Annotated in this window: 26 protein-coding genes and 4 tRNA genes; 9 read left to right on the plus strand and 21 right to left on the minus strand. The window is 54.8% G+C overall.

Annotated elements, in window-relative coordinates:
* Nucleotides 1–6: 6 nt before the first annotated feature.
* On the plus strand, nt 7–1,029 hold the full coding sequence (locus AC06G8_RS13910; protein WP_447661342.1) for a cytochrome d ubiquinol oxidase subunit II: 1,023 nt from the start codon (nt 7–9) through the stop codon (nt 1,027–1,029).
* A gap of 67 nt (nt 1,030–1,096) precedes the next feature.
* Here the strand turns inward: AC06G8_RS13910 and AC06G8_RS13915 are convergent, their stop codons facing one another.
* The 7 genes from AC06G8_RS13915 to AC06G8_RS13945 form a co-directional block, all read right to left on the minus strand.
* On the minus strand, nt 1,097–1,582 hold the full coding sequence (locus AC06G8_RS13915) for a Ger(x)C family spore germination C-terminal domain-containing protein (protein WP_447661343.1): 486 nt from the start codon (nt 1,580–1,582) through the stop codon (nt 1,097–1,099).
* Nucleotides 1,552–2,178, minus strand: a complete 627-nt coding sequence (locus AC06G8_RS13920) for a Ger(x)C family spore germination protein (protein ID WP_447661344.1) — start codon at nt 2,176–2,178, stop codon at nt 1,552–1,554. Before AC06G8_RS13920 ends, AC06G8_RS13915 begins: the two co-directional genes overlap by 31 nt.
* Nucleotides 2,175–3,245 (minus strand): GerAB/ArcD/ProY family transporter, encoded by a 1,071-nt coding sequence (locus tag AC06G8_RS13925; protein WP_447661345.1) that lies wholly within the window; start codon nt 3,243–3,245, stop codon nt 2,175–2,177. The genes AC06G8_RS13920 and AC06G8_RS13925 overlap by 4 nt, the downstream gene beginning before the upstream one ends.
* A complete protein-coding gene (locus tag AC06G8_RS13930) occupies nt 3,238–4,584 on the minus strand; it encodes a spore germination protein (protein ID WP_480283103.1) in 1,347 nt (448 codons plus the stop codon). The genes AC06G8_RS13925 and AC06G8_RS13930 overlap by 8 nt, the downstream gene beginning before the upstream one ends.
* Before the next feature lie 274 nt (nt 4,585–4,858).
* Entirely contained in the window at nt 4,859–5,209 is a 351-nt protein-coding gene (locus AC06G8_RS13935) for a WGxxGxxG family protein (protein ID WP_447661347.1), read from the minus strand.
* A 29-nt stretch (nt 5,210–5,238) separates the two neighbouring features.
* On the minus strand, nt 5,239–5,745 hold the full coding sequence (locus AC06G8_RS13940) for a DUF3231 family protein (RefSeq protein WP_447661670.1): 507 nt from the start codon (nt 5,743–5,745) through the stop codon (nt 5,239–5,241).
* Between the two features lie 883 nt (nt 5,746–6,628).
* A tRNA-Val gene (locus AC06G8_RS13945) sits at nt 6,629–6,701 on the minus strand.
* Between the two features lie 209 nt (nt 6,702–6,910).
* Here AC06G8_RS13945 and AC06G8_RS13950 point away from each other — a divergent pair.
* The 3 genes from AC06G8_RS13950 to AC06G8_RS13960 all read left to right on the plus strand — a co-directional run bounded on the left by AC06G8_RS13950 (nt 6,911) and on the right by AC06G8_RS13960 (nt 7,987).
* On the plus strand, nt 6,911–7,354 hold the full coding sequence (locus AC06G8_RS13950; protein WP_447661352.1) for a VanZ family protein: 444 nt from the start codon (nt 6,911–6,913) through the stop codon (nt 7,352–7,354).
* A 156-nt stretch (nt 7,355–7,510) separates the two neighbouring features.
* Entirely contained in the window at nt 7,511–7,633 is a 123-nt protein-coding gene (locus AC06G8_RS13955) for an aspartyl-phosphate phosphatase Spo0E family protein (RefSeq protein ID WP_447661672.1), read from the plus strand.
* A 120-nt stretch (nt 7,634–7,753) separates the two neighbouring features.
* Nucleotides 7,754–7,987, plus strand: a complete 234-nt coding sequence (locus AC06G8_RS13960) for a hypothetical protein (protein ID WP_076354981.1) — start codon at nt 7,754–7,756, stop codon at nt 7,985–7,987.
* A 57-nt stretch (nt 7,988–8,044) separates the two neighbouring features.
* Here AC06G8_RS13960 and pstA read toward each other — a convergent pair whose 3' ends face one another.
* From pstA to AC06G8_RS13980, 4 genes are all read right to left on the minus strand, one after another.
* Nucleotides 8,045–8,938 (minus strand): phosphate ABC transporter permease PstA, encoded by an 894-nt coding sequence (gene pstA, locus AC06G8_RS13965; RefSeq protein ID WP_447661353.1) that lies wholly within the window; start codon nt 8,936–8,938, stop codon nt 8,045–8,047.
* Nucleotide 8,939: 1 nt separating this feature from the next.
* A complete protein-coding gene (gene pstC, locus AC06G8_RS13970; RefSeq protein WP_049867633.1) occupies nt 8,940–9,872 on the minus strand; it encodes a phosphate ABC transporter permease subunit PstC in 933 nt (310 codons plus the stop codon).
* A gap of 98 nt (nt 9,873–9,970) precedes the next feature.
* Nucleotides 9,971–10,831 (minus strand): phosphate ABC transporter substrate-binding protein, encoded by an 861-nt coding sequence (locus AC06G8_RS13975; RefSeq protein ID WP_480283104.1) that lies wholly within the window; start codon nt 10,829–10,831, stop codon nt 9,971–9,973.
* Nucleotides 10,832–10,892: 61 nt separating this feature from the next.
* Nucleotides 10,893–12,263: a hypothetical protein gene (locus AC06G8_RS13980; RefSeq protein ID WP_480283105.1), complete on the minus strand. Its 1,371-nt coding sequence runs from the start codon at nt 12,261–12,263 to the stop codon at nt 10,893–10,895.
* A 249-nt stretch (nt 12,264–12,512) separates the two neighbouring features.
* On the opposite strand from AC06G8_RS13980, the gene AC06G8_RS13985 reads away from it, so the two are divergent.
* A complete protein-coding gene (locus AC06G8_RS13985; RefSeq protein ID WP_480283106.1) occupies nt 12,513–12,851 on the plus strand; it encodes a L,D-transpeptidase in 339 nt (112 codons plus the stop codon).
* 240 nt (nt 12,852–13,091) lie between these two features.
* On the plus strand, nt 13,092–14,018 hold the full coding sequence (locus AC06G8_RS13990; RefSeq protein ID WP_480283107.1) for an S-layer homology domain-containing protein: 927 nt from the start codon (nt 13,092–13,094) through the stop codon (nt 14,016–14,018).
* On the opposite strand, the gene AC06G8_RS13995 is transcribed toward AC06G8_RS13990, so the two are convergent.
* Nucleotides 13,981–14,796: an SPL family radical SAM protein gene (locus AC06G8_RS13995; protein ID WP_480283108.1), complete on the minus strand. Its 816-nt coding sequence runs from the start codon at nt 14,794–14,796 to the stop codon at nt 13,981–13,983. The two genes, AC06G8_RS13990 and AC06G8_RS13995, sit on opposite strands and share 38 nt — an antisense overlap.
* The gene (locus AC06G8_RS14000) at nt 14,786–15,571 is read right to left on the minus strand and encodes a uracil-DNA glycosylase (RefSeq protein ID WP_480283109.1); all 786 of its coding nucleotides are present in this window, start codon (nt 15,569–15,571) and stop codon (nt 14,786–14,788) included. The genes AC06G8_RS13995 and AC06G8_RS14000 overlap by 11 nt, the downstream gene beginning before the upstream one ends.
* 111 nt (nt 15,572–15,682) lie before the next feature.
* Here AC06G8_RS14000 and AC06G8_RS14005 point away from each other — a divergent pair, with 111 nt between their 5' ends.
* Together AC06G8_RS14005 and AC06G8_RS14010 are read left to right on the plus strand one after the other, a co-directional pair.
* Nucleotides 15,683–15,952, plus strand: a complete 270-nt coding sequence (locus AC06G8_RS14005; protein ID WP_447661360.1) for a hypothetical protein — start codon at nt 15,683–15,685, stop codon at nt 15,950–15,952.
* 181 nt (nt 15,953–16,133) lie between these two features.
* Nucleotides 16,134–16,391, plus strand: coding sequence for a hypothetical protein (locus AC06G8_RS14010; protein ID WP_480283110.1), 258 nt, complete (start codon nt 16,134–16,136; stop codon nt 16,389–16,391).
* A gap of 80 nt (nt 16,392–16,471) precedes the next feature.
* Here AC06G8_RS14010 and pdxR read toward each other — a convergent pair whose 3' ends face one another.
* Entirely contained in the window at nt 16,472–17,902 is a 1,431-nt protein-coding gene (gene pdxR / locus AC06G8_RS14015; protein WP_480283111.1) for a MocR-like pyridoxine biosynthesis transcription factor PdxR, read from the minus strand.
* A 113-nt stretch (nt 17,903–18,015) separates the two neighbouring features.
* Here pdxR and AC06G8_RS14020 point away from each other — a divergent pair, with 113 nt between their 5' ends.
* Complete coding sequence (locus AC06G8_RS14020) at nt 18,016–18,969, plus strand: DMT family transporter (protein WP_480283112.1); 954 nt, start codon at nt 18,016–18,018, stop codon at nt 18,967–18,969.
* Between the two features lie 131 nt (nt 18,970–19,100).
* Here AC06G8_RS14020 and AC06G8_RS14025 read toward each other — a convergent pair whose 3' ends face one another.
* The 7 genes from AC06G8_RS14025 to AC06G8_RS14055 form a co-directional block, all read right to left on the minus strand.
* Entirely contained in the window at nt 19,101–19,337 is a 237-nt protein-coding gene (locus tag AC06G8_RS14025) for a DUF2642 domain-containing protein (RefSeq protein ID WP_480285442.1), read from the minus strand.
* A 317-nt stretch (nt 19,338–19,654) separates the two neighbouring features.
* Nucleotides 19,655–19,740: transfer RNA gene (locus AC06G8_RS14030), tRNA-Leu, on the minus strand.
* 247 nt (nt 19,741–19,987) lie between these two features.
* Nucleotides 19,988–20,064 (minus strand) — tRNA-Ile (locus tag AC06G8_RS14035).
* A gap of 43 nt (nt 20,065–20,107) precedes the next feature.
* Nucleotides 20,108–20,181 (minus strand) — tRNA-Met (locus AC06G8_RS14040).
* A gap of 75 nt (nt 20,182–20,256) precedes the next feature.
* Nucleotides 20,257–20,421, minus strand: a complete 165-nt coding sequence (locus AC06G8_RS14045) for a hypothetical protein (protein ID WP_165895337.1) — start codon at nt 20,419–20,421, stop codon at nt 20,257–20,259.
* Between the two features lie 149 nt (nt 20,422–20,570).
* A complete protein-coding gene (locus AC06G8_RS14050) occupies nt 20,571–22,154 on the minus strand; it encodes an extracellular solute-binding protein (RefSeq protein ID WP_480283113.1) in 1,584 nt (527 codons plus the stop codon).
* Nucleotides 22,151–23,035, minus strand: coding sequence for an ABC transporter ATP-binding protein (locus AC06G8_RS14055; RefSeq protein WP_447661382.1), 885 nt, complete (start codon nt 23,033–23,035; stop codon nt 22,151–22,153). The genes AC06G8_RS14050 and AC06G8_RS14055 overlap by 4 nt, the downstream gene beginning before the upstream one ends.
* Between the last annotated feature and the right edge of the window lie 6 nt (nt 23,036–23,041).

The raw sequence follows: 23,041 nt of genomic DNA on the forward strand, positions 1-23,041 counted from the left end.
CGGCCGATGAGCGATTCCAGCCTGGGCATCCTGCTGATCTGGATATTCGTATTCGCGTATTCTATCCTCGGCTCGATCGATTTCGGCGCCGGCTTCTGGTCGATGGTGTTTGCCGGCCGGCAAGGCAGCACTGCGGCGGATATCGCCAACCGCTATCTGTCCCCGACCTGGAAGGTAACCAACGTCTTCCTCGTCCTGCTTGTCGTCGCATTCGTCGGGTTTTTCCCGTTCGCGATGCCCATGCTCAGCTCCCTGCTCGTCGTGCCGGTCTGCCTCGTGCTGCTGCTGCTTGCGCTGCGGAGCACCTTCATGGTCTACTCGCAAATGTCGGCCAACTATGTGGCCCAGCTCCGGATCGTCTCGGGGGTGACGGGCCTGCTCATTCCCGGCCTGCTCATCACGGTGCTGCCGGTCACACTCGGCGGTTTGGTGGAGCTGCGGGCCGGCCACCTGCAGGTTCTGACCGACAAGCTGCTGACCAGCCGGACCTTGTATGCCCATCTCGGCTTCGGGATCGCGAGCGAGCTGTTCCTATCCGCCGTGTTTCTGGCCGACTATGCCCGGGAATCGGAGGACCGCCAAGCGTACGGCATCTACCGCAGCATCGCGATGACGATCGGGCCGTTGACCCTTCTGACCGGCATGCTGGCCGCTGTCGCCATGAATCCGGAGGCCCAGTGGATCGTGGAGAGAATGAAGGCGCAATGGATCTGGTTCGCGTTGTCCGCGCTGTTCTTCGTCGCCGGGTACAGCGCATTATGGTGGAGAGGAAGAGGCGGCTGGACCGGGGTTCCGCGCGCGGCCGTCGTGCTGGTCATCATCCAATACGCCATGGCCAGCTTCGGCTACGGCAGCGCCCATCTTCCTTACTTGATCTACCCGCATATGACGGTGGAGCAAGGCTTCACGAACCACGCCATGTTCGTGTCGCTGCTGGCAGGCTATAGCGTAAGCACGCTGGTTCTCGTACCGGTATTCATTTGGTTCTGGCTGCTGTTCCTCAAGGACAAGCGTTACTTGAAGCCTTGAAAACGGAAGATAAGGAAAAGAGGCTTGCGTCATGCAAGCCTCTTTTCTATGCAGCCTCGCACTCCGATCAACTTCGAAGCAATGGATCAGGGGGAGCTTCATCTTTGATTAAGATGTCATTGATGACGTTCACATGTACATCGATTTTCTGCTCCAGCTTAGGAAACCATTCTGATTTCCACTTCTTGATCTGCTCTTGAGACAGCTGCGGACGAAAAATAACCCCGATGCCCAGAACATCCGACCGGTAGCCTTTTATTTTTTTCACGGTCATTTCAAAATTCCGATTCAATTGCTCGCGAACCTCTTTTTCGATTTCCGTATTGCTTTTTCCGCTGGGGCTTTCAGCAATGACGATGTCAAGGTTCATATCCGTCGATAAAGACGGCCCTTTTTCAGACCAGCGGCGATGATGTTTCAGGGTCGATTTTTTGATGAGGACGCTTGTATTTTCCGCTACCTCAATCGTTCCGCCCGTATAGTTGCCTTTGAATAAATTGTACAAAAATGTGTCTTTCTGATTCAGCTTCCCGACCATGCGGTCCTCGCGCATGACAGCCGTTCCTTTAAAAGCATATAGGGTGCGGTCGCCATTCTGGAGCATAGGAATGGCCATATCTTCGGAGTAGGAATTCTGACTGCGATAAGCCTCCATATCCTGACGAGCGATACGTTGGGCGTCCACCCTGCTTCTTTGTTAAAGAAGTCATAGGTTGAAATTTCAGGTGTCGGGGAAATAACATGATAAAGCGTCTTGTCGAAATCTCCATCCACGACGGCCACCATGCCTTTAATGGAGATATCGTTTGCTCTTACGGCATAGTCAATGATATCGCGAATCCCTTCTTGAGCAATGGAGCGGTCGAACAGCATCAGCCTTAAATGCACCATATTGATGCTTTTTTCTGCATCGGTCCGGATCAGGTCGATCGCTTTGCTGATGGAAATGGCTTCCTTTTCCAAAAACTGATCTTTTCCTGACGCATTCGGGATTTCCAGAATAATCTTGTATTTTTCTTTGCTTCCCTTTCCGACCCCCATAACGACAGGAAGATATTGCTTATTGATGTCTTTTGTATCCCAGCACCCTTCCAGCAGGACCGTCATCCCAACAACGAGAACGACCAGCTTCACCCTCAGGCTGTTCATGCATGAGCCTCCTTTTTGCGCCGCAATGTCGACAGGTATATCAGGATGGGAAAACCGACGGTGGAGTACAGGCATAAGTACGAGCTGATATACAAATATTTATCGAGAGTTTTTGCATTGGGTATCCACTGGCAGGCAAAATACAGAACGATACCGATAAAGATCAACAGCCAAAGGCTTTTTATTTTAGGCAAGTAAAGCTGTCTCAATAGGGTCAGGAGCATCCAGAGCAAAACAGACACCTTTATCAAGCCCAGCCCGCTGGAAGACACGACATAAAAACTCGGCAGCCAGTCAAAGACGACCCATTCCAAATCGACGGTGTCGGAAGCCATCAGCATGGGATATTGGAAATGGACCGCTGTTTCATGGCCGAAAATGAGCAAGGGGATATAGACAGAGGTTAGAGCGAACAGAAAGATAAGCCCGATCAACGCAGACGCTGTGCCAAAACCGATTCTCAAACGGGATGGAGTCATCCCCAGGAACAAAAAGCCTGAGAAAATGATTGTCCCCACATAAAAATCCTGCTTCCAGATAAAGGAGAATTTCGCATCCCAAACAGGAAAGATATAGTCGAAATTGAAATTTCCTATGCTGATCAGCATGGAAAAAAGGATAAATGGCATTAACAAAACAAACCAACCCATACTTGCCCGAATCAATACGGAAAGCCCCTTCCAAACCCCGTACATGCAGATGGAGACAAAAATAGCCGACGTAGCGTAGATCGGCGTCTTCGGGAGCAGCACCGTTCTTATCTCTACGGTAAGGTAACACGTTAAAAGGATGACTTGAAGAAACAAAAAAACAAGCAAGGGAAGCAGCATGAATCCGGCTCCCCATTTCCCGAACGTATCACAGCAAAGATCTAGAATCGATTTGCCGGGAAACTTCGACATGGCTTTTAAATAAAGCCACACGACCAGCAGCTCAGCCAAAAAAATGATTGCCACCGGCATCCACTGTGCTTTGGTGGCGGCAGCCATCATTCGTTCGGGGAAAATGGCGAATATAGAAGCCATATGCAATAGAAAAAAAAGGATGATCGACTGGAATTTATTCATCAGCAATCTTTCCCTTCAAGGTGTAGCTCAAGTACGGTACAGAACAGGTCGTCAACGATGCAAAATAAAGCGTAAGCCAAATCAATGCAGCCTCTAGACCCCAAATGCCGAAAAAGGCGCTGGCAATGAGAACGACATACCTATACAGTCTCATCCCGACCGCATTCATATAGCTCGTCAATGCAAAATTGGATATCGCAGAGGCAACCATTATAATAATGAGCAGATTGCTGACCAGCTTGGCCTGTACGATTGCCTGTCCCAGCAGGATGCCGCCGATCATCGTAATGGTCGGACCGATGCTTTTGGGCAGCCTTATCGTGGCCTCTATGATTATCTCCAGAAGCAATAAAACCATCAGCGCTTCAATGAGCGATGGATACGGCACGCCCTCCCTGCTCTTGGCAACAGTGATGGCCAGCTGGATGCGGAGGAGCTCGGGATTAACGGAGTTGAGAACAACATATAGACCTGGAAGCGTGAGAGATAACAACAAGGATGCTCCGCGAATGGCACGGAGAAACAGTTGCAGCAACAGCGGGTATTGGACATCCAGGGTAGTCGACCACAAATCGGAGACGATCGCGGGAAAAGCGAAAGCAAAGGAAAATTGGTCCATTAGAATAACCACTTTTCCATTGAGTAGATTTTGTACCGTCTCCTCGGGTAATTCGGAGGAAATATAGGTTGGACTAAGAGTGATTTTAGGATGTCCCAGAATCCGGGTCAAATCCCGTACCGTGGTAAGGTTCTGATGGGCATTTTCATCTAGTTTTTTTTCAATCGATTCAATCACTTCTTGACGCGCTGTTCCTTTTATGTAAACAATGGCAAGCTTCTTTATGGATTGGTCGCCAACGAATCGAGTTTCAATCATCAATTGGTCCGAAATCATTTTTTTTCGGATCAGCCCGATATTTATATCCAAATCCTCTGTAAAGGCATCAAATGCCGATTGCAGGGGATTTTCGCTGTTGGGAATCATGACCGACCTGGAGAGCTCCGCTCGTTCAGGTTCAATGATGGCGACAAATCCCTCCTTGCCAAGAAGGATAAGCTTTCCATGCAGCACATGATCGTACAAAGCATTCAACGATACGGCAGCATCGACTTCCATCGAATGGAGCGCTTCCCATTTCAAGTCATTAGTCGTATCGATTCCGATTTGATTTATGATCGACAACGTCATCGGGAGGTTTACTAGTGTACGGAGATAGTATGCCTTGAATTTCTCTCCTGCAATGACAATGTGCTTGCATAGAAAGTCCGATCTTTTTTGAAAACGCTCCTGCAGCTGGCTTTCCAAGCCTTGAACATAATCTTCATCGAAATTCTGCACTTCATACCACCTCTTTCGAGGTATTATGCCGGTTTTCTAAATTGTTTATACCATAATTGAGGCTTGCTTATTCAGCGCCTGCAAGCTGCTCCATCCAGGAATAGGCATCGCCTTCCTATGTTCGTGTCTCTGACCTTAATTCCACATCCTCCCCATTCATGCCGGAAGATCGGGTGCAGGCTAAGGACAACCATGAGTCCTCACTTCATTAGAAGTATATGTGATTAAAAAGAATAAAGGCCGCAGTATTGGCTGCGGCCTCGATAAACCTATATTAGTGACGCTCAGGATCGCGGTTGCGGTTCCTCGCGCCGGCTAAGCCAAGGAGGCCAAGAAGGCCAAGCCAGCCCCAATTGCTTCTTCGACCATTATCTGTTGCTTTAGCCGTGTAGCGATTCGCATTCATCGAAGAATTGGTGCTATTAGCTGTTGAGTAAGAGCTTAGACCGTTGTTTGCATAGCTGGAATTCATTTGTCCATCCCTATAGTTGGAGACTCCGCTGGAATAGTTTGAATACACTCCGCTATTTGTTCCAGGCGACATGCTCCCATTTGCGAATGCGGGAACAGCCAGAATAAATGCCATGCTCGAGATCGCTACAAAGGACAAAACTTGTTTTTTCATTCTAATTCCCTCCGTTTAATTAGCATCAACTATTCTGGACGTTTAATTTGAAGAGGCGGCGGAATCAACCAACCCTTTTCCTTATTCATTTCCAAGATTTTCACACCGTCGGCAGCCTTTGCAGTGTGATATTTCAAGAACAATGCTCCTACGTCTTCACGGATTGACATCCCCATCGCCTGGCTGCAGCTTATTAAGCCTGCTGCGATATCCAATGACAGTGCAGCTGCAATCTCTGGATCCGTAAATCTTGCCCCGATCGGGATATCCTCAAGTGCTACTGGAGGGCGTTCAGGAAGTGCAGGTGCAGGTGCGATGCCGTTCTCTGTAAGCAGGGCATCGACTTCTTTGATCTCTTTCTTTGCCTGGTCAATTAGATTTTCTAGAAGTTTTTTCAGGTCTTTGTCGCCAGCATGCGAAAGGAATGCTTGATATGCCGAGACCATTCCCTTAGCCCCTACAGAGTAAGTCCATATGCTGAATATCTCTCCGTAATGTAGTGGCTCGTCCTTTGGGTTGCCGCCTAAAATAGACATTTTATGCTCCTTTTCAGCAAAATTGATTTCGACGTTTAGTAAGATTCCCTCTGGAAGGACCATATATGCATTGATTCTCACACCGGACCATTTGACAACGATACTGCCGAACGGCGCTCAGCTGAGCTACTCAGCACTCCTGCTGGGCAGCACTCTTCTTGGCTGGGGCGCTCAACATCATCGATAAGAATGTAACGATTATTGAGCTCAGGAAAACAGCCATCCGAAGCCGATGCTTCAACTGCTCAATAAGCTCTGACCGACTACCTATGCCGCTGCACTAGGACATCTGAAGATCGGCAAGATCGGATCGAGTGACTTCCAGGATCTTTACAACAAACTGCATGATACCGGTCAACTCTGCGACATCAACAAATTCTTAAAGAAAGGGCTTCGCTGGAAGGATGTCGACTTCGATCGACGAATCGTATCGATTACTCAAATTCTCTTTCATCACGGAAGGAAATTCAGGCCGGCGCCAAGACGGGTTCCGGCAGCCGCCGGTCAAAAAAAAGAGCCGCCATCAATGGCAGCTCTCAAGACACACCGGACTCGCATACCTGAACGAGAATGGAGCACAACTACAAGGACAAGGATCTTGTCGTGGCCATGCAGTTAAGCAAGCCAGTATTGCCCAGGAACATCTCCCCGTCCTCGATCGGCCAAAGATTCGTTTCCATGACATGGGTCATTCACACGTCACCTTGCTGATTAAAAACCGAGTGTCTCCATAGCAAACGCATATGTGTGGAAGGGCCGATATTCGCATGGTCATGGCCCACTCGTATCAATTTCGTATCAGAGGCCAATTCACTTCGAATTCATGGCCGCATTTTCCCATAGAAAAAGCAAAAAACCCTTGCTCCGCAAGGGTTTTTCAGTATGATCTGTAGTGGGCTCGAACCACTGACCCCCACCCTGTCAAGATGGTGCTCTCCCAGCTGAGCTAACAGATCATATTAAGTATTTTTCTTTTGTTTTTCATACCTCGTCTCGAGGACAGTTATTAATATATCAAAACCCCAGATCCGAGTCAACACTTTTTCTAGATTTTTTTGTTTTTCTATTGGGGAGCGTTTACATCTTCCTTCGACCGAAACCAAAGCCTCTTCCGTGTCGTCAGCATTTACAATATGGAAATGGTTTCATAGGAGGCTTGTTCGATATGATTTCGAAACGTACAAAGGCGGCCGCTGTCCTGCTCTGGGCTCTCGTGCTGCTGGTCTTTACCTGCACCGAAAACCTCAACAACCTGCTCTTGCACAAGCAGCTCGTCTTTGTTTTCAATCCCGAGCCTAATTTTGCCGAATTTTTCAACTGGGCTGACGTTACCCGCATTCATCATGTCTGGGTCATCGTCAAGCTGGGCCATTTCATCGGCTTCGGAATTCTTGATCTGCTGGTTTTCAACTGGCTGCGCAATCGGCCCGTCTCGCTTCTGGTGTCCGTCTTATTCGCCCTAGCGACTGAAATCCTGCAGCTTTATCTGAACCGCGACGGACGCCTTTACGATGTACTCATTGATTCCTTTGGATCCCTGACAGCCGCCCTCGTCTTCCATTCTCTATTCCGTCTGCATCCGATTTCTGCACCTACAAAAAAACAATAGTGTTATTAAATCCATATTCTGTTTCAAAGCAATTAGATCGGTTAATATTGAATATCCGATATGTAAATTTTAGTTATAAATCTCTCGAGTAAGTTCGACAACTTATCGATCATTTAATGAATAGGAGAATGAACAATGTCGAATAAACATGAAATTATGAGAAATATCGAAATTTTGAGAGAAATTTTAAACAAATCCGCCACGGGAAAATCCGGATACAATCTGGAGCTTAGTCAGCGACTGGATGAATTGATCGTTTCGTACTACAGAGCCGGGTAAACATCCCCGTTATCGTCATATAGTTGAAATTTTATCAGCAGCAGGCAAAGAACTCTTCTATCTAGGCGCTATTTATGATACGATTTGTATCATTAATAGATCCTTTCTTAGGAGCTGCCCATGCTGCTGTTTCGTATGCTCACCACTCTTGCCCATTTTGAAGCGGCCCTAGCGGCCAAAGCTTCCGTCGCCGTATACCGAAGCGGCCGACTTCTGGAGCCCGGCGCTCCTCTGCAGCTGTTCAACGAGCATACCGTCAAGATCCGGGGGAACTATTATTTCCGGGACGAATGCCAGTTCGAAAGCTGCCAGCAGGTGCGGCCCGCTTCCTCGGAGGCCTCCGAAACAGGTTGAGCTTCCGGCCAACACAATTAACCGCCTCCTGCCGGAGGCGGTTATTATCGTTCAAACTCAAGCCTGCTTCTTCCTGTCGACAAGCCACAGCGGAATTCTCAGCGCCATGTTGATGAGCAGCACTACGATGAGCAGGACGGCGGCAGACTTGCTTGCGATCTCGGCCGCATCCGGAACGATAGCCTCCGACTGCACATACCACAGATGCACGGCAAGAGTCGCTCCCGGAGACAATGGATCGAAATCCCACATGATGCCGGAGGTCGATACGCCCGCCACGAGGACAATTACGGCGCTTTCGCCGAATGCCCTGCCGGCCGTCAGGCAAATGCCGGTCATGATGCCGTTCAGAGCGACCGGAAGGCATACCTTGAAGATCGTCTGGGTATGCGTCGCCCCGAGTGCGAGCGAGCCCTGCTTGTATTCCGGCGGAACGGAGCGCATCGCTTCTTCCGTCACCCTCGTCAGGAGCGGCAGATTGAGCAGCGCCAGGCTGATCGCTCCGCCAAGGATGGTCAGACCGATTTCCATTCCCTCGACGAACAGAGCGATGCCGAAAAGCCCGAAAATCAACGAAGGCACGGAGGCAAGTCCCTCCACGCAAATCCGCACGAATCCGATCAGCTTGTTGTCCGGAGCGAACTCGGCCAGATAGATGCCTGCCGCCAGCCCGAGCGGGATGGAGATAGCGAGCGACAAAATCAGAATATAGAAGGAGTTGAACAGCGCCGGTCCGATCCCGCCTCCGGCATCGATTTCGCTCGGCAGCCCGAAGATGAAGCTCCAGCTGAGGCCGGGCATGCCCTTTTCCAGGATCATCCCGATCAGAGCAAGCGTAAACAGCGTGCAGCCGATGCCGACCGCCCACACGAGAGCGGTGAACATCCGGTCCGATCTGCGCTTGCGCCTGACCTGCCTGCGGTCCGACATTCCAGTTGCGGCCATGCTCATCCTAATTCTCCCCTTTCTTCTGAAGCAGGCGCACGACCGCGATCATCAGCAGCGAGATCGCCAGCAGCAGGAAGCCCATCATGTAGAGGGCGTTGTTCCAGGTCGAATCGAAGGGCACGTTCGGCATCTGCATGACGATGTTGCTCGTCAGCACGGATGTCGGCTTCAGCAGGCTGTCGGCCAGCTGCGGCGTGTTGCCGATGACCATGACGACGGCCATCGTCTCCCCGATGGCGCGGGCCATGCCAAGGATGCAGGCCTGGACGATGCCGCGGCTCGCAGCCGGCAGGATGACGCCGGTCACGGTCTGGAAGCGGGTCGCTCCCAGAGCGTACGAGCCTTGGATATATTTGCGGGGAACGGTGCGGATCGCATCGTCGCTGATGCGGGTTATGGTCGGCAGGATCATGATGGCCAGCACCAGCGAGGCCGCCAGCACCCCGTCCCCGAGATTGCTGCCCGTCACGGTGCGCAGCGCCGGAATGAGCAGCGTAAGTCCCATGTATCCGTAGACGACGGATGGTATGCCGACGAGCAGATCCAGGATCGGACGGATTACCCGGGCCAGTCTGGACGGAGCGAGCTCGGCAAGGAACAATGCCGCCAGAATAGATATCGGCACCGCAATCGCTAGCGTTAGGGCGGTAACCATGAAGGTGCCCGCGATGAAGACGAGCGCTCCGTACTTGTCGTTCTCCGGTTCCCACTCAGCGGAAAGGAAAAACTCCCGCAAGGAGACGCTTTGGAAGGTCAGCACGCCAGTGCGGAACATGAAGAAGAGCATCGTCAGCAGAACGCCGCTTACGAGAACAGCAGCTGCCGCGCACAGAATGCGGAAGGAGCGATGGGCAAGCCGCAGACGCATCCGGCGGCCGATGCCTGCAGGCACTCCGCCGGATTGCTGCCGGGCGGGTGCGGAAATGGATTTGCTCATTGGAAGGGCCGGTCCTTTCTGGCCGTATAATGGATGCCCAAAAGCCGAGCTTCAGCTCGGCTCCGGACTTTGTTCAAGAATCGAAGAGAGGATGAATCTTATTTCATTGCCGTAAGCGGAATGAATTTAAGCTTTTTCAGCGAGCCGTTCTGGAACTTCGCGCTTTGGATGTACTCGATGAATGCTTTCGTTGCGCCTGTAGGCTGGCCTTTGGTCATGAAGTAGCCGTAGCTCCATACTTTGTAGCTTCCGTTGATGACGTTGTCGGTCGTAGGAGCGACGTTGTCGATTTTCAGAGCCGTCATTTTGTCCGTCACGTAGACAAGATCGATGTATCCGATGGAGTTAGGAGTCGTTTCGATGGCGGTTTTCATATCGCCGCTCGATTTGACTTCTTTGTAGTTGTCGCCTTTGGTGATGAAGTCCGATCCTTGCAGGGCTTTCATCTGGAAGTTGACGCGTGTGCCGGAACCGAATGCACGGTTGACGACGACGATATCGGCATCCTTGCCGCCTACGTCTTTCCAGTTTTTCACTTTGCCGGAGAAGATGTCCTGCAGCTGCTTGGTCGTCAGGCCGCTTACGCCTGCGCTTTTGTTGGCGATCGCTGCGAAAGGAATGACCGCTACCTTGTTCGCTACTTGGCCGTCGAATTTGCTGAAGCCCGGCACGTTCGTGGAAGCGTCCCAGTCGCAGGCGCCGATGTCGGCGATGCCTTTGCGCACGGCTTGTGGACCCGTTACGGAGCCTGCAGCCGATGCGGAGATGCGGACTTTCGGATTCAGCTTCTTGAATTCATTGGAAGCTTGAAGCGTCAGCGGAAGCAGGGCGGAAGAGCCGTTGACGACGATCTTGCCGCTCAGCTTGGAGGCTGCGGCCGTAGCCGCGCCGCCGCCTACCGCGCCCAGCAGAAGTGTTGCCGCGAGTGTAAGAGTCGTAAGTTTACCGTACCATTTCATTGTGTAAAATCTCCTCTCGAATTGGGGAAGTTCCGAATGAGGCCTCTTGAGACCGAAAGATTTATTTCGTCAGGGAAATCCACTTGCCGTTGCTCAGCACTTGCAGCTTGCCGTCCGCGATAAGAGCCGCCTTGCTGCCGTCTTTGGAGAGAGCAAGGTTGCTCGCGCCTTCCGGAGCGTCGGCGAGCTTGCTCACGCTGCCCGACTCCTCATTCAGCACATAGACAGAACGGTCTGTCAGGATGCCGACATAGGAACCGGCCTGCACGGCTTCCTGCACGTCTTCCTTGTCGAACGCGACGGCTTGCCCTGCTGCCGTGGCGGAAGCCAGCTTGGAATTCGAACCTTCGTCTCCAGCTTGCACATAGAAGACTTTGCCGGCGGCGGAACGCTGGATGAACAGCTTGCCGTCGTCGGACTTGGTCACTTGCACCGGCTTCGCATCGGTTTTGCCGAGGTCGAGATCGAACAGCTGCGGGTTCGTCTGGGAATCGTCGATAGCCACGTCATCAAGCTCGACCGCTTTGGCCGCGTCAGCCGTCACCGTGCCGGCCTTGACGACGGAGTAGGACAGGCCGCCAGCCGTTACGGACAGATCGCCTTTGTAATCGACTTTGTCGTCCAGCACTTTGCTGACGGCTCCCGTTGCCACGTCGGCTGCCGCGATGACATTCGTCTTGTCGCCTTGCAGGAAGTAGATCGTCTTGCCGTCAGCAGACCATTGCAGATTGCTTTTGATCGAAGTGTCCGTTCCGATCTTGGCCATGCGGAGGGTGTTCAGGTCGACCGTATGGAGCGTGCCGTCCGTTTCGGAGAAGGCGACATGTCCTCCGTCCGGGGATACGACGAGATCCGAAGCGCCGCTCGAGCTCAGCAGCTGGCTGTATGCGCCCGTGGCGGCATCGACCAAGTAGTCCGTGCGTCCGCTTTCGTCCGATACGGAGACGATCAGGCGGCCGTCGCCGGCCCATTGAGCCGTTTCCGCGCCTTCAAGCAGCTGCAGCGTCTGGATGCTGATGCCGCTGCCGTCGAGCAGCGAATAGCTTCCGCCGAGAGCTTGCACATACGATGCTCCGTCGACGTAGTTCGCTTGCTTCCACGACTGCACCACTTGCCCGAAAGCCGTTCCGTCTTCATTCAGAGGCTTGGAGCCGGCTTTGACCAGAACGGAATGCTCGCCCAGCGTGATGCGGATTCCTGCACCCTCTGGCATGATTTCCACTTCGGCGCCGAGCGCCTTGGCTGCGTCCGATACCGATACGAGCTGCTGGCCGTTCAGGACGAGCGTGCGGATTTCGGAGGATTGGCCGTTGACGGTCCAATGAAGCTTTCCCGTGCTTGGTTGCGATGCGGCAGCTTGAACGGCTCCTGCGGATGCTGTGCCGAGCACAGCGGTAAGTACGACTGCGGCTAACTTGGATCCCGTGGACATAGTTCGATGCTCACCCTTCTTCACGACGATTGTCGCCTGTAATGTATGACCGACGGCCCAGTCGGCTTGTTGTTCGGGCCTGTCACACCTCTGGCTGTTGAAGCCGTATGTATGACTAATGTCCTGTACAACCTCATCCTAACAAGGGATTGTTTAGGGAATATTTTGGCAATGTGGATCTATTGTAAAGAAAACTCCGTACAGAGACTTGCCGGAGCCGAATATACTGGTTCTAAAGGAGTGAATGTCATGGCAAGCTACCGCATCATCGTGGACCTGTCCGACCGCGCCTTGTATCTGCTCGACGGGGATACCGTCGTCCGCCAATACCCCATCGCCGTCGGCAAGGTGCTCACCTCCACTCCCGAGGGGGAATACCAGATCATCAATAAGCAGGAAAATCCCGGCGGTCCGTTCGGGGTGCTCTGGATGGGGCTGTCCCGGCCGCATTACGGCATCCACGGCACGAACGATCCCTCCTCCATCGGAAAAGCCGTGTCGCACGGCTGCATCCGGATGCACAATGAGGATGTGCTCGCCCTGTCCGCGATGGCGCCTATAGGGACTCGCGTGACGATTCGTTCCTGAGCGGAAGATCGCAACATCCATTCTGATTTCTGCGTCTGTATGGGTGAGTGTGGGAATACTTCCCTTATGGAGGCGATGGAATTGAGAAGGCACCGCAAAACGACTTCGCCGGCTCAACCGGCGAATGCAGATTCCGTAAAATATAGTGGCGATGCCCATGAAAACAGCCTGCGGATGTCAAAAAGGCCGCTTTTAATCGGCGGCCTTGCCTGTGCTTTGCTGCTTGGATGCGTGCCTATTGTGTCTGCATTCACAGATATCGACCATGATCCCCATGCGGCGGCGATTCGGCAGCTGGAGCAATCCGGCGTTGTCGGAGGATCGGGCAGCGGGCAGTTCAAGCCGCAGGAGAAACTCAGCTACGCCGAAGGAGTGTCGCTCGTCGTCAAGGCTTTCGGATTCAATCTGGACAGGCTGCGTTTCATCCGCGAGCCGCTGGCCAGCCAGTATTTCCCCGGCATGAACGATAAGGCCTGGTACGCCTCTTCGTTTCTGGCCGCAGCCGCGAACGGCGTCCAGTTCCCCAAGGACATGAGTCCGGGAGCAACAGCAACTCGCGAGCAGTTCGCCGATCTGGTCGCCCAAGGCATCCATCATTCGGGCGACTACTCCTTCACCCAGCAAGCGGTTGTGTTCAAGGACGAGGGCGCCGTAGCTCAGCCTTACCGGGCAAGCGTGCAAATGCTTCTCAAGCTCGGCATCGCCAAGCTGGATGAAGGCAAGGAATTCAAGCCGAAAACGGCCGTTACTCGAAGCGAGGCGGCCGCATGGATCAATGGAGGGGTGACTTTCGTGGACAAAATGAATGAAGACAATGGAAGCGTGCAGAACCCTGCTCCTTCGGTATCGCCGCTGCAGGAGGTGGCCTTGACGGCCAGCAAGCTCAGCGACAAGGTGCAGGAGGTGAAAGTCACGGCGCAGGCGCCCAATCCGGGTTACAGCCTCGTCATTACCGGCATTGAATTTTCAGGTTCCAAAGCCATCATCGCCGTGGAGGTCGTCCCGCCTAAGCCGGGGCAAATGAATCCGCAAGTCATTACCGAGGTATCGGCGGTTACGTACATCAGCTCCTCCTATACGGCGGAGCTTCGGCAGACGCAAGATGAAGGCGGCATAACGGCCCGTCCGTTCAAGGGAGGAATCCTTCCTGGGAAAAATGCGCGTTGACGCCGGGATATCGGCTTAGCAGCTCGTCATAGAACCGGTCCGCGGCGGCCGGCGCATAATCGGATTCCAGCCCCAGGCTGCGGTACAGCTCCCGCATGCCGAGCTGCTCCGAGCGCCGGCCGCCGCTGCCGTCCCCGCGGTGGAAATCGTCGACGACGATTCTGGCGCCGGATTCGGCCAGCCTGCGCCCGAAATCGGACGTGTGCGGCAGCAGCGGAGACACGGCCGCCTGTACGGGCACGCCGGCTTCCCGCAGGCCATGCAGCGCCTTCCACCTCGCGGCAAGCGGCGGAGCCGAGGGAGAGAAGCGCCGCCGCATCGCCTCGTCATCCGTTTCGATCGTCAGGCTGACTCGGATCCCATCGCCGAATGCGGCGAACAGAGCGGAATCCCTCGTCACAAGAGGGCTCCGGGTTTGCAGCAGCAAGAACCCGGGCGGCCGCTCAAGCATCAGCTCAAGCAGCCGCCTGGTGAGCTTGTGCTCGGCCTCTGCAGGCTGATAGGGATCTGTCGCCGAGCCGAAAAAGACGCTGACCGCTCCCTTGGCGGACTCTCTTGCCCACTCCCGGCGGAATGCCGCTTCGTCCAGCTGCTTGACGTCCACCCAGCTGCCCCACGGCTCGCCGCGGAACAGCCCGACCGGCATGCGGCGGACGTAACAGTAGCTGCATGCGAAGCTGCAGCCGCTGTACGGATTCAAGGTATGGCTGTAGCCGGCGAGGTAACCGCCTGCGGGATTAAGCCAGCGCGAGGGCTTGCGCCCCTGACTATCGGCCATCCTGCGCTCCCCCCCGCGTTGAGGCCTCTGCCTTCCGCTCCGATCCGGAGGCGCCAAGCGTTGCCGAAGGCATCCCGTCGCCGAGATCGACAGAATCCAGGGAAGATGTCCGGCACCAGTCGATCGGCGTCATGCCGTTTTGAAGCAGGAAGTCGTTCGCCCTCGAGAAAGGCCGGCTGCCCAGGAACCCCCTGTGCGCCGAAAACGGGCTCGGATGCGGAGAAGCGATCAGCAGATGGTGGCTTCTGTCAAGGAAGGAAGCTTTCTCCTGGGCATGCTTGCCCCACAGCATGAAGACGGCCGGACGCTCCCTCTCTCCGATCAGGCGGACGATGCGGTCGGTGAACCTTTCCCATCCGAGCCCCTGATGCGAGGCGGCTTGTCCGCGCCGGACGGTCAATACGTTGTTCAGCAGCAGCACTCCCTGGCTCGCCCAGCCCCGAAGATCGCCGGATTCCGGCACGGGACAGCCGACATCCTCCTGCAGCTCCTTGTAGATGTTTTTCAAGGAAGGCGGAATGCGGACGCCCGGCTGGACCGAGAAGCTCAGGCCGTGAGCCTGTCCGGGACCATGATAGGGGTCCTGGCCAAGAATCACCACCTTGACCTCCTCCAAGGAGGTATAATGAAGCGAATTGAAAATATCGTGCTGGTCCGGGTACACGGTCTCCGAACGGTATTCTTCTGCCAGCTTGCTGCGCAGCTCCTTATAATAGGGAAGAGACATCTCATCCTGCAGCAGTCCGTCCCAATCGTTGCTGAAATATGCGGCCATGCCAGCCCCTCCTCCATGACGGGATCGACCCGCTGTAATTTGACAATGATAGCTGTAGAAAGTAAGATAAATCAAGCGTATATATGAAAGAAAGAAGCAGGTGATTGTACCTTGAGTTACCGTCCGATCGTTACCGGCAGCAAGCTTGCGGAGCGCAATGACTCCACCGGTCTCTACCAGGTTGTCGTGAAGCTCAAAGACGGGGGCGAATGCCGTCTGTTCTACAGTCCGCTTGGAACCAAAATCAACCGTCTGCAAACGACGCCTTGTCCGGTATGCCGCAGGGATTACTACTGCAACTGCATGGACAGCTTCGTCGAAGAAATCTCCAGCCAAGTCGACCTGGAAGAACTCAAAGCCGCACAGCCGGCATCCAAGTAAAGAGCCCCTCGGTGGCTCTTTTTTCTTTCTCTTTTTTCTCCATCCCTTTCCGAAAAAGCGGCATGGACACCTTACCCCGATGGCGGTTCTTTGAAAACATCGTTTCCATTTTCGGGAAATGGTTTAATTCAATTAAAAACTTGCCGATATAGGAAGAAAGGGAACGAAAGGAGAGCGGAAAATGCGCGCGATGATGGTTGCGGGCTGGATCGTGGCTCCATTTCTCATGCTGCCGGCACTATGGAAGAAGCTTTCCGGAACGGCAAAAGCTTGGGGCGGCCTTTGGACGGCCGTGCTTCTAGCTGTTCTCGCCGCCACTCTCTTATCTGCCTCTTCCGGAGGCAATCCGGCTCAGAAAGTGCAGGCCAAGGCCATACGCGCCCAAGCGGAGCAAGCCGAGCCCAGCAGCGCCGTTCCGGTGAAGGACGGCAGCAAATGATTGTGGAGCCCGTGATCGTCTTCCTCCGCGGAAAACGACCATGGGCTTTTTTCAACTGGAAGCCATATTGAAATCCTCGCCTACCCGCTCATCCACCGAGCCAGAAAAGCATGCAAGGAACGTACTTGCTCCTCGATCCGAGCCGGATCCAAATGTCCGTACCCGAGCAGCAGCTTGTTCCGGAAGCCGTTATCTCCATCCTCCCAGGCATGGCAATAATCGATCAAAGGATACGCCCGCACGCCTGCCTCCAGGCTCTCCGCCGCAAACGTCTTCCCACATTCCAATCCCGCAACCTCCAGAACGAGATGCAGGCCCGAGGCGTCGCCCTGACAGCTTGCGCCGCTGCCGAAAACCTTATCAATCGCGCTCAAGAGAAGACGGCGCTTCTCCGCGTACGCCCGCCGCATCAGACGCATATGCTTGTCCATCCTTCTGCTGCGCAGGAACTCGGCCAGCGCGGCTTGTTCGAGCATCGGATTCTGGACGCCGGCGAAGGTGCGCCTCCTGCTCCACTCCTCGTGAAGAGGCTCCGGCAGGATGACGAAGCCGATCCGCAGGGCGGGAAACAGCGTTTTGCTGAATGTGCCCGCATAGATCGTCCTGGAGCCATCCATGGAATAGATCGGGCTCACAGGAGCTCCCGAATAACGGAACTCGCTGTCGTAGTCGTCTTCGATGATGTAGAAGCCATGCTCCTCGGCCATCCGGATCAGAGCCGCTCTGCGGCTTGCCGGCAGGATGCCTCCCAGCGGAAACTGATGCGACGGGGTCACGCAGACCGCCGATACCAACCGTCCATTCAGAGAGTCGACATCCGCTCCCGCCCCGTCCGCCTTCAGCCAGCGGCAAGGATATCCCTTATCCGCTATGATCGTCGAGGTCGATGGATGGGACGGATTCTCCACGACGAAGCTGCAGCCGTCCTTATGAAGCAGATCCGCCAGAATATGAAGCGCTTGAGTCGTTCCAGCAGTGATGAAAATATGACGAGGATCCACCTTCACTCCCCTGCTGCGGAGCATCCAGGCGGCAATCTCCGCACAGAGCGGCTCATGCCCCTTAGGCCCGCTGTAGCCGAGCAGCTCCGGTGTCATGCCTTCGGCGGCCTGCCGGAGCAGCTGATTCCACGCCGTCCAAGGAAATCGGGACAGATCCGGCTGGCCGGTTTTGAAGTCGGCCTGGAGAGGCGGGACTATAGGCCTGATTCTGCCGCCCTCAGCCTGCCGCTCGCCGGATGGAGGATCGGCGGCGGCCGGGCTCAGCCGCAGCCCGGCCGCCACTCGTGTGGCAGCTCCGGGACGGCTCACGACGAATCCTTCGGTCAGAAGCATATCATACCCTTCCGTTACGGTATTGCGGGAAACCCCGAGCTGCCTCGCCATTTCCCTCGTCGAGGGCAGCTCCTCCCCTTGCGCGATCTCTCCCGTCAGAATTCGATCCTTGAGCGCCAGGAACAGCTGCCTGGACATCGCTACCTCTTGACCCGGCTGCAGCTGGATTCCCCACATCGACAATCGCCCCCAACTGGATCTCTATCATTGCCTTCGAACTGGATCTTCCATAAGTCCAGTTTACTCTTATACTTGATTTCATGGCAATCGACAGGAAAGGATCGTGGAGCGTGGGCATTCATATCGGTAAAATGTATTTGTTTTTCGCTTTTGCCTTGGCGGGCACATCGGTCGTCACCGCCCGGCTGCTGTCGGCTTCGCTCGGCATGTTCACCATCTCCTCGGTGAGCCTGTCCATTTTGCTCGCGGGATTGACTCCTTTTTATGCCGCCCCGGCCTTGCGGACGATTCGTTCCATGAATAAGCAAGATTGGAAAGCGGTCTGGCTCCAGGCGGTTTTCGGCATTTTCGGGTTTCGCATGTTTTTGCTGCTGGGGCTGCCGATGACGAGCGCCGGCGAAGCAGGGATTTTGACCGGCGCCGCTCCGGCTCTGACCGCATGCCTCGCTTATTTCGTCCTCCGGGAACCGCTGACAGCCAAGACCGGACTTGGAGTCGGCTGCACCGCGGCAGGAATCGCGCTGCTGCAGGGCATGAGCTTGGGACGCAACGGCTTCCTGCTGGAGCATTTGGCCGGCAACCTGCTCATCCTCTGCGCCGTCGCCTGCGAGGCCATCTTCAATGTGCTGTCCCGCAAATCCCGTTGTAATGAAGGCTCGACCGGAGCGACGGTAGACGTCCATCCCATGGTTCAGACGATGCTGGTGGGCGCCGCCGCGCTGGCCTTGTGCGCCGTCCCCGCCATGCTGGAGCATCCGGTGCTGTCGCTTGGAGCCGTCGGACTTCGGGAATGGCTGGCGCTCGCATGGTATGGACTGGCCATAACCGCCTTGTCCTACGGCTGCTTCTATGCAGGCATCAAGCGCTGCGACGCGTATACCACTGCCGCTTTTGCCGGCTGGATGCCTCTGACCTCCCTGCTCCTGTCCATGCTTCTATTGGACGAGAAGCCGCCGCTCGTCCAGTGGCTGGGCGGAGCGCTCGTCATCGGAGGCATGCTGCTGATCGGAAGCAGGGCTGCTCGAGCCGCGGACAGCAAGGAACCGATTGTCCAGCAGCTGTAATACAAGCAGGCCGGCGTGAATCCGCCGGCCTGCTTCAGTTGTTTGCGTATAGGCTTGCTTCGCTGATCGGCGCCAGCTCGGGGAGGCGCCAATCTGCACCTCGACGTATCGGACCGTCTTCGCGGCGGACGTTACTCCGGCATGATCCAGACGATTTCGGCAATCCGGACGAAGGCCATTTTTTCGTGGAGCTGCAGGATGACATGATCGGGCTTGACACCTGCGACCGTTCCTTCAATCCTTCCCCTAGTCGTCTCCAGAATGACGCATTTCCCTTTGATGGACATAAGCGTTTCCACGACATAGGGATTAACTGGAAATACTGTGTACATAGGGTTTGTGGCTTGAGGGGAAACCTGCTGAGGCATTTGATAATACACACTCTTCACTCCCATTAGGTTGATACGGCAGTATATGCAGCAGCCTAGCGGAGGTTAACGATTCCTTGGGATTACGGAAACAGTCGCAAGCGATCCCTTACAGCCATTGTCCCATTCCCAGGCGAACTCGCCGACAGCCTTTTTCGCCAGTCGGCATAACAAAAAACTCCTCTCGCAAGGGGGAGGAGTCATTAAACGAGTTCCGTTCTTCGCATCTGATGTGCAGGATCCGAAGCGCTCGAGCAGTCCTTATAGGCATCCGTATCATGGATAAAAATATGATCTTGGCTGGAATCATCAAGAAGTGCCGAGGACGGGGATCGAACCCGTATGGTAGTCACCTACCGCAGGATTTTAAGTCCTGTGCGTCTGCCAGTTCCGCCACCTCGGCTTGATGGAGCAATGCCTGTTTCAAACATTGACGAAGCGTAGCATAACATATTTAGCCAGCGAACGTCAATAAAAGAATCCTCTAGATGCTCATTCAATGAAAAGCAAGCATCAATAGCAGCAAATGATCTATATCCGACAGATCGGATGCGGGATATTAGAAAGGAGAATGGCATAAAAAGCCGCTCCAAGCTTATTTATGGCCTATAAATAAAAAAAGCCTTGCTTCGCAAGGATTCAAGTTACATTGGTGGGCCCTGCAGGACTCGAACCTGCGACCAATCGGTTATGAGCCGACCGCTCTAACCAACTGAGCTAAGGGCCCTTTTTGTGTCAAAAAGGTAAGATGCCGATCAGGACTAAGTAAGTTGCGGGGGCAGGATTTGAACCTGCGGCCTTCGGGTTATGAGCCCGACGAGCTACCGGACTGCTCCACCCCGCGTCGTCCAAAAAAGGATAGGTTCCGTTTGGAACACAAGGATAAATATACAATAAAAGCTTCCCGAAAGTCAACTTCCTAAGGCAAATACCTGACGCCGTATTTCCCCTTCTTCGACTGGAACACTTCGATCTCGCGCGGACACTCATATCCGTAGATCCACCAGTCGTTCTCCATCCGCTTGACCAGGCAGCCGGCTTGGAATTTGCTCTCGTACAGCCTTCCCCAATAAATCCAGTTCATCAGCAAGCCCCTTCCTTTCTCTCTGCTCCTAGTTTACCCCAGCGGACTAGGAAAACATTCCAGCGTCGAGGCAAAAATGCGGGAGAGCTTGCAGCTTGGAACCGAATAAAAAAAGCGGTCCCGAAGGACCGCCCTTGATGGCTTGATGCTTAGCCGTTGCCGGCCGCCGCGTCTACTTTTTCCTGTTCTGTCGTAGCTCCGCCTTCCGTCGTCGCTCCGCCCTCGTCCGTTCCCTTCGGATTGGCTTTGACCTTCTTGAGCAAGGCATTGCCCTTGACGGCCCATTCCTTGACGACTTCCTCCGGCGTCTTCTTGCCGGTCGCCGCTTCCTGGAACAGCTGCTGGCTGATCGAATACATTTCGTTCAGTCCCGGATACTTCGTGTACATATCCTGAGCGTTGCTCGTGTCCGGCGGAATCGGCTTCAGCGTATAGAACGCCTTGATGTTGTACTGCATGCCGTCGATCGGCTTGATGAATTCCGCCCGAGCCGGAATCTCATAAGTGCTGCGGGACTTCAGCTTCGCCCACTCCTTGCTGTTCAGGAACTTGATGAAGTCCCAGGCGTCATCCGCATTCTGAGCCTTGTTGTTGATGCCGAGCGGCTGGCTGAGATAGGAGCTGCCTCCGATGCCGGGCTTCTCCTCGAATACCGGCGGCGTCACGACATCCCAGTCCACTGGCGTGAAGTCCTTGCTTTGCGAAGAGTAGCTGTTGTTGCTCTTCATCTGGGAGATATAGCCGTAGTCCGCGATGGTCATGGCTATGTTGCCGCTGCCGAACAGATCGCCTTGGAACGGGTTGTAATTGTTGGAGCCTTCCTTGCTGGCCTTCTCGTATTTCTTGTTCAACGCTTCGCTGAGCTTCTGGTAGCCTTCCTGGTTCGGGATGGCCTTGACCTTGTACAGATCGAGAATCGTCTTGATCGCGTTGGACCAGGACGAGCCGCTGTCCACGAGCATCTTTTCGGCTTTGTCGTCGAAAATCTTCAGCTGAAGCGGCTGCACGTAGGTCGAGACGTCGCTGTACAGATCCGATCCGCCCCAGCGGTTGATCGTCATGCCGTAGATCTGGTCCGCTCCTTCGCCTCCGCTGACTTTGCGGGCAAGGTCGAACACCTGCTGCCAGGTCATGTTGTCCGTCGGCGGCTGCACGCCGGCCTTCTGGAAGATCTTCTTGTTATAGAAGAGCGCCGAGCTGGAGAATGTCGGAGACAGGACGAAGATTTTGTTGTCTCCGACCGCTTTGATGCCGTCGATCACGGTCGGCACGTAGTCGCTGATATCGAATTTGTCCTTCGTAATCAGCGGATCGAGTTCCTTGAGCAGGCCGTCCTGAGTCATGCGCGGCAGATTGCTGTAATCGGCGATGACGACGTCGACGGGGTTCTTGCCCGTCAGCAACTCCTTGAACTTCTCGTACGGATCGGGCTGCTCCTCGCCGTTCTGGCCCCGCATGTCATTGTAGTTGATCGCATACTCGAACTGCAGCTCGATATTCTGATGCGTGAATTCGTACGTATCCGTGTACTGCTGGCGGAGCCACTGCTCCTGATCCGGCGAGCCGTACATCATGCCGATCCGCAGCACGCGGTTCTCCGGCTTATCCGCCGTTCCCCCGCTGCATGCGCTGAGCACGGCCGATGCCATGACGAGCGACAAGCCGATGGCTGCCGTGCGGCGGATCTTGCGTCCGGCCTCTTTCTTTGTTGATTGACCCACTTTCATACTCATGCTTGTTCCCCCTCTAAAGGCTTTGGTTTCGTAATGATGATGCGCTCCCCGTCGAACTCCATGGAAGCCTTGTTGCTGATGCCCAGAGCGGCCAAATATTCCTTCGGCACCTGCAGCCTGCCGGCGCGGTCGACGACCGCGTAAGCTTCGTGCACCTCCTGCAGCCCTCCCGCGCCGAATGCCGACTCGTCGTCGAGATTCGGGTTGCGGCGAAGGAACTCCGTGCTCGTCAGTCCGTCCCGGATCGCGACGACCCGGTCCACCTTGCCGGCCAGCGACAGGTCATGGGTGACGATGACGATGGTCAGGCCCAGCTCGCGGTTGAGCCGCCGGAAAATGTCCATGATGAGGTCGGAGGTGCGGCTGTCGACGGAGCCGGTCGGCTCGTCGGCGAGCAGCATCTGCGGCCTGTTGGACAGCGAGATGGCGATCGCCACCCGCTGCTGCTCGCCGCCCGAGAGCTGATGCAGCTTGTTGTGCATCCGCTCCTTCAGCCCGACCCATTCCAGCAGCTGCCTGGCATAGGGCCGGTCGACCTTGCCGGAGAGCATCATCGGCATCTCGACATTTTCCAGAGCGGACAAATAAGGCAGCAGGTTGCGGGCGTTGTTCTGCCAGATGAAGCCGACCGTATCCCGCTTGTATTTGACGAGCTGGTCGTCCGTCACCTGGAGCAGATCCCAGGGACCGACCTTGACGCTGCCCGCCGAAGGGCGGTCGAGCCCGCCCAGAATGTTGAGCAGGGTCGACTTGCCGCTGCCGCTGTTGCCGATGATCGCCATGAGCTCGCCGTCCTGAACGCTTAAGTTCAAGCCTTGCAGGGCGACGACCTCGAGATCGTCCGTTTTGTAGATTTTGACCAGGCCTTCGCATTCGATCATGATGCC

The organism is Paenibacillus sp. SJS-P3 (genome assembly GCF_056711585.1).

Coding starts and splice junctions, on each gene's coding strand:
- AC06G8_RS13910 (WP_447661342.1), top strand. CDS start 7: ATGAGCGATTCCAGCCTGGGCATCCTGCTGATCTGGATATTCGTATTC.
- AC06G8_RS13915 (WP_447661343.1), bottom strand. CDS start 1,582: ATGCGCGAGGACCGCATGGTCGGGAAGCTGAATCAGAAAGACACATTT.
- AC06G8_RS13920 (WP_447661344.1), bottom strand. CDS start 2,178: ATGAACAGCCTGAGGGTGAAGCTGGTCGTTCTCGTTGTTGGGATGACG.
- AC06G8_RS13925 (WP_447661345.1), bottom strand. CDS start 3,245: ATGAATAAATTCCAGTCGATCATCCTTTTTTTTCTATTGCATATGGCT.
- AC06G8_RS13935 (WP_447661347.1), bottom strand. CDS start 5,209: ATGAAAAAACAAGTTTTGTCCTTTGTAGCGATCTCGAGCATGGCATTT.
- AC06G8_RS13940 (WP_447661670.1), bottom strand. CDS start 5,745: ATGTCTATTTTAGGCGGCAACCCAAAGGACGAGCCACTACATTACGGA.
- AC06G8_RS13950 (WP_447661352.1), top strand. CDS start 6,911: ATGATTTCGAAACGTACAAAGGCGGCCGCTGTCCTGCTCTGGGCTCTC.
- AC06G8_RS13955 (WP_447661672.1), top strand. CDS start 7,511: ATGAGAAATATCGAAATTTTGAGAGAAATTTTAAACAAATCCGCCACG.
- AC06G8_RS13960 (WP_076354981.1), top strand. CDS start 7,754: ATGCTGCTGTTTCGTATGCTCACCACTCTTGCCCATTTTGAAGCGGCC.
- pstA (WP_447661353.1), bottom strand. CDS start 8,938: ATGAGCATGGCCGCAACTGGAATGTCGGACCGCAGGCAGGTCAGGCGC.
- pstC (WP_049867633.1), bottom strand. CDS start 9,872: ATGAGCAAATCCATTTCCGCACCCGCCCGGCAGCAATCCGGCGGAGTG.
- AC06G8_RS13975 (WP_480283104.1), bottom strand. CDS start 10,831: ATGAAATGGTACGGTAAACTTACGACTCTTACACTCGCGGCAACACTT.
- AC06G8_RS13980 (WP_480283105.1), bottom strand. CDS start 12,263: ATGTCCACGGGATCCAAGTTAGCCGCAGTCGTACTTACCGCTGTGCTC.
- AC06G8_RS13985 (WP_480283106.1), top strand. CDS start 12,513: ATGGCAAGCTACCGCATCATCGTGGACCTGTCCGACCGCGCCTTGTAT.
- AC06G8_RS13995 (WP_480283108.1), bottom strand. CDS start 14,796: ATGGCCGATAGTCAGGGGCGCAAGCCCTCGCGCTGGCTTAATCCCGCA.
- AC06G8_RS14000 (WP_480283109.1), bottom strand. CDS start 15,571: ATGGCCGCATATTTCAGCAACGATTGGGACGGACTGCTGCAGGATGAG.
- AC06G8_RS14010 (WP_480283110.1), top strand. CDS start 16,134: ATGCGCGCGATGATGGTTGCGGGCTGGATCGTGGCTCCATTTCTCATG.
- pdxR (WP_480283111.1), bottom strand. CDS start 17,902: ATGTGGGGAATCCAGCTGCAGCCGGGTCAAGAGGTAGCGATGTCCAGG.
- AC06G8_RS14025 (WP_480285442.1), bottom strand. CDS start 19,337: ATGCCTCAGCAGGTTTCCCCTCAAGCCACAAACCCTATGTACACAGTA.
- AC06G8_RS14045 (WP_165895337.1), bottom strand. CDS start 20,421: ATGAACTGGATTTATTGGGGAAGGCTGTACGAGAGCAAATTCCAAGCC.
- AC06G8_RS14050 (WP_480283113.1), bottom strand. CDS start 22,154: ATGAGTATGAAAGTGGGTCAATCAACAAAGAAAGAGGCCGGACGCAAG.
- AC06G8_RS14055 (WP_447661382.1), bottom strand. CDS start 23,035: ATGATCGAATGCGAAGGCCTGGTCAAAATCTACAAAACGGACGATCTC.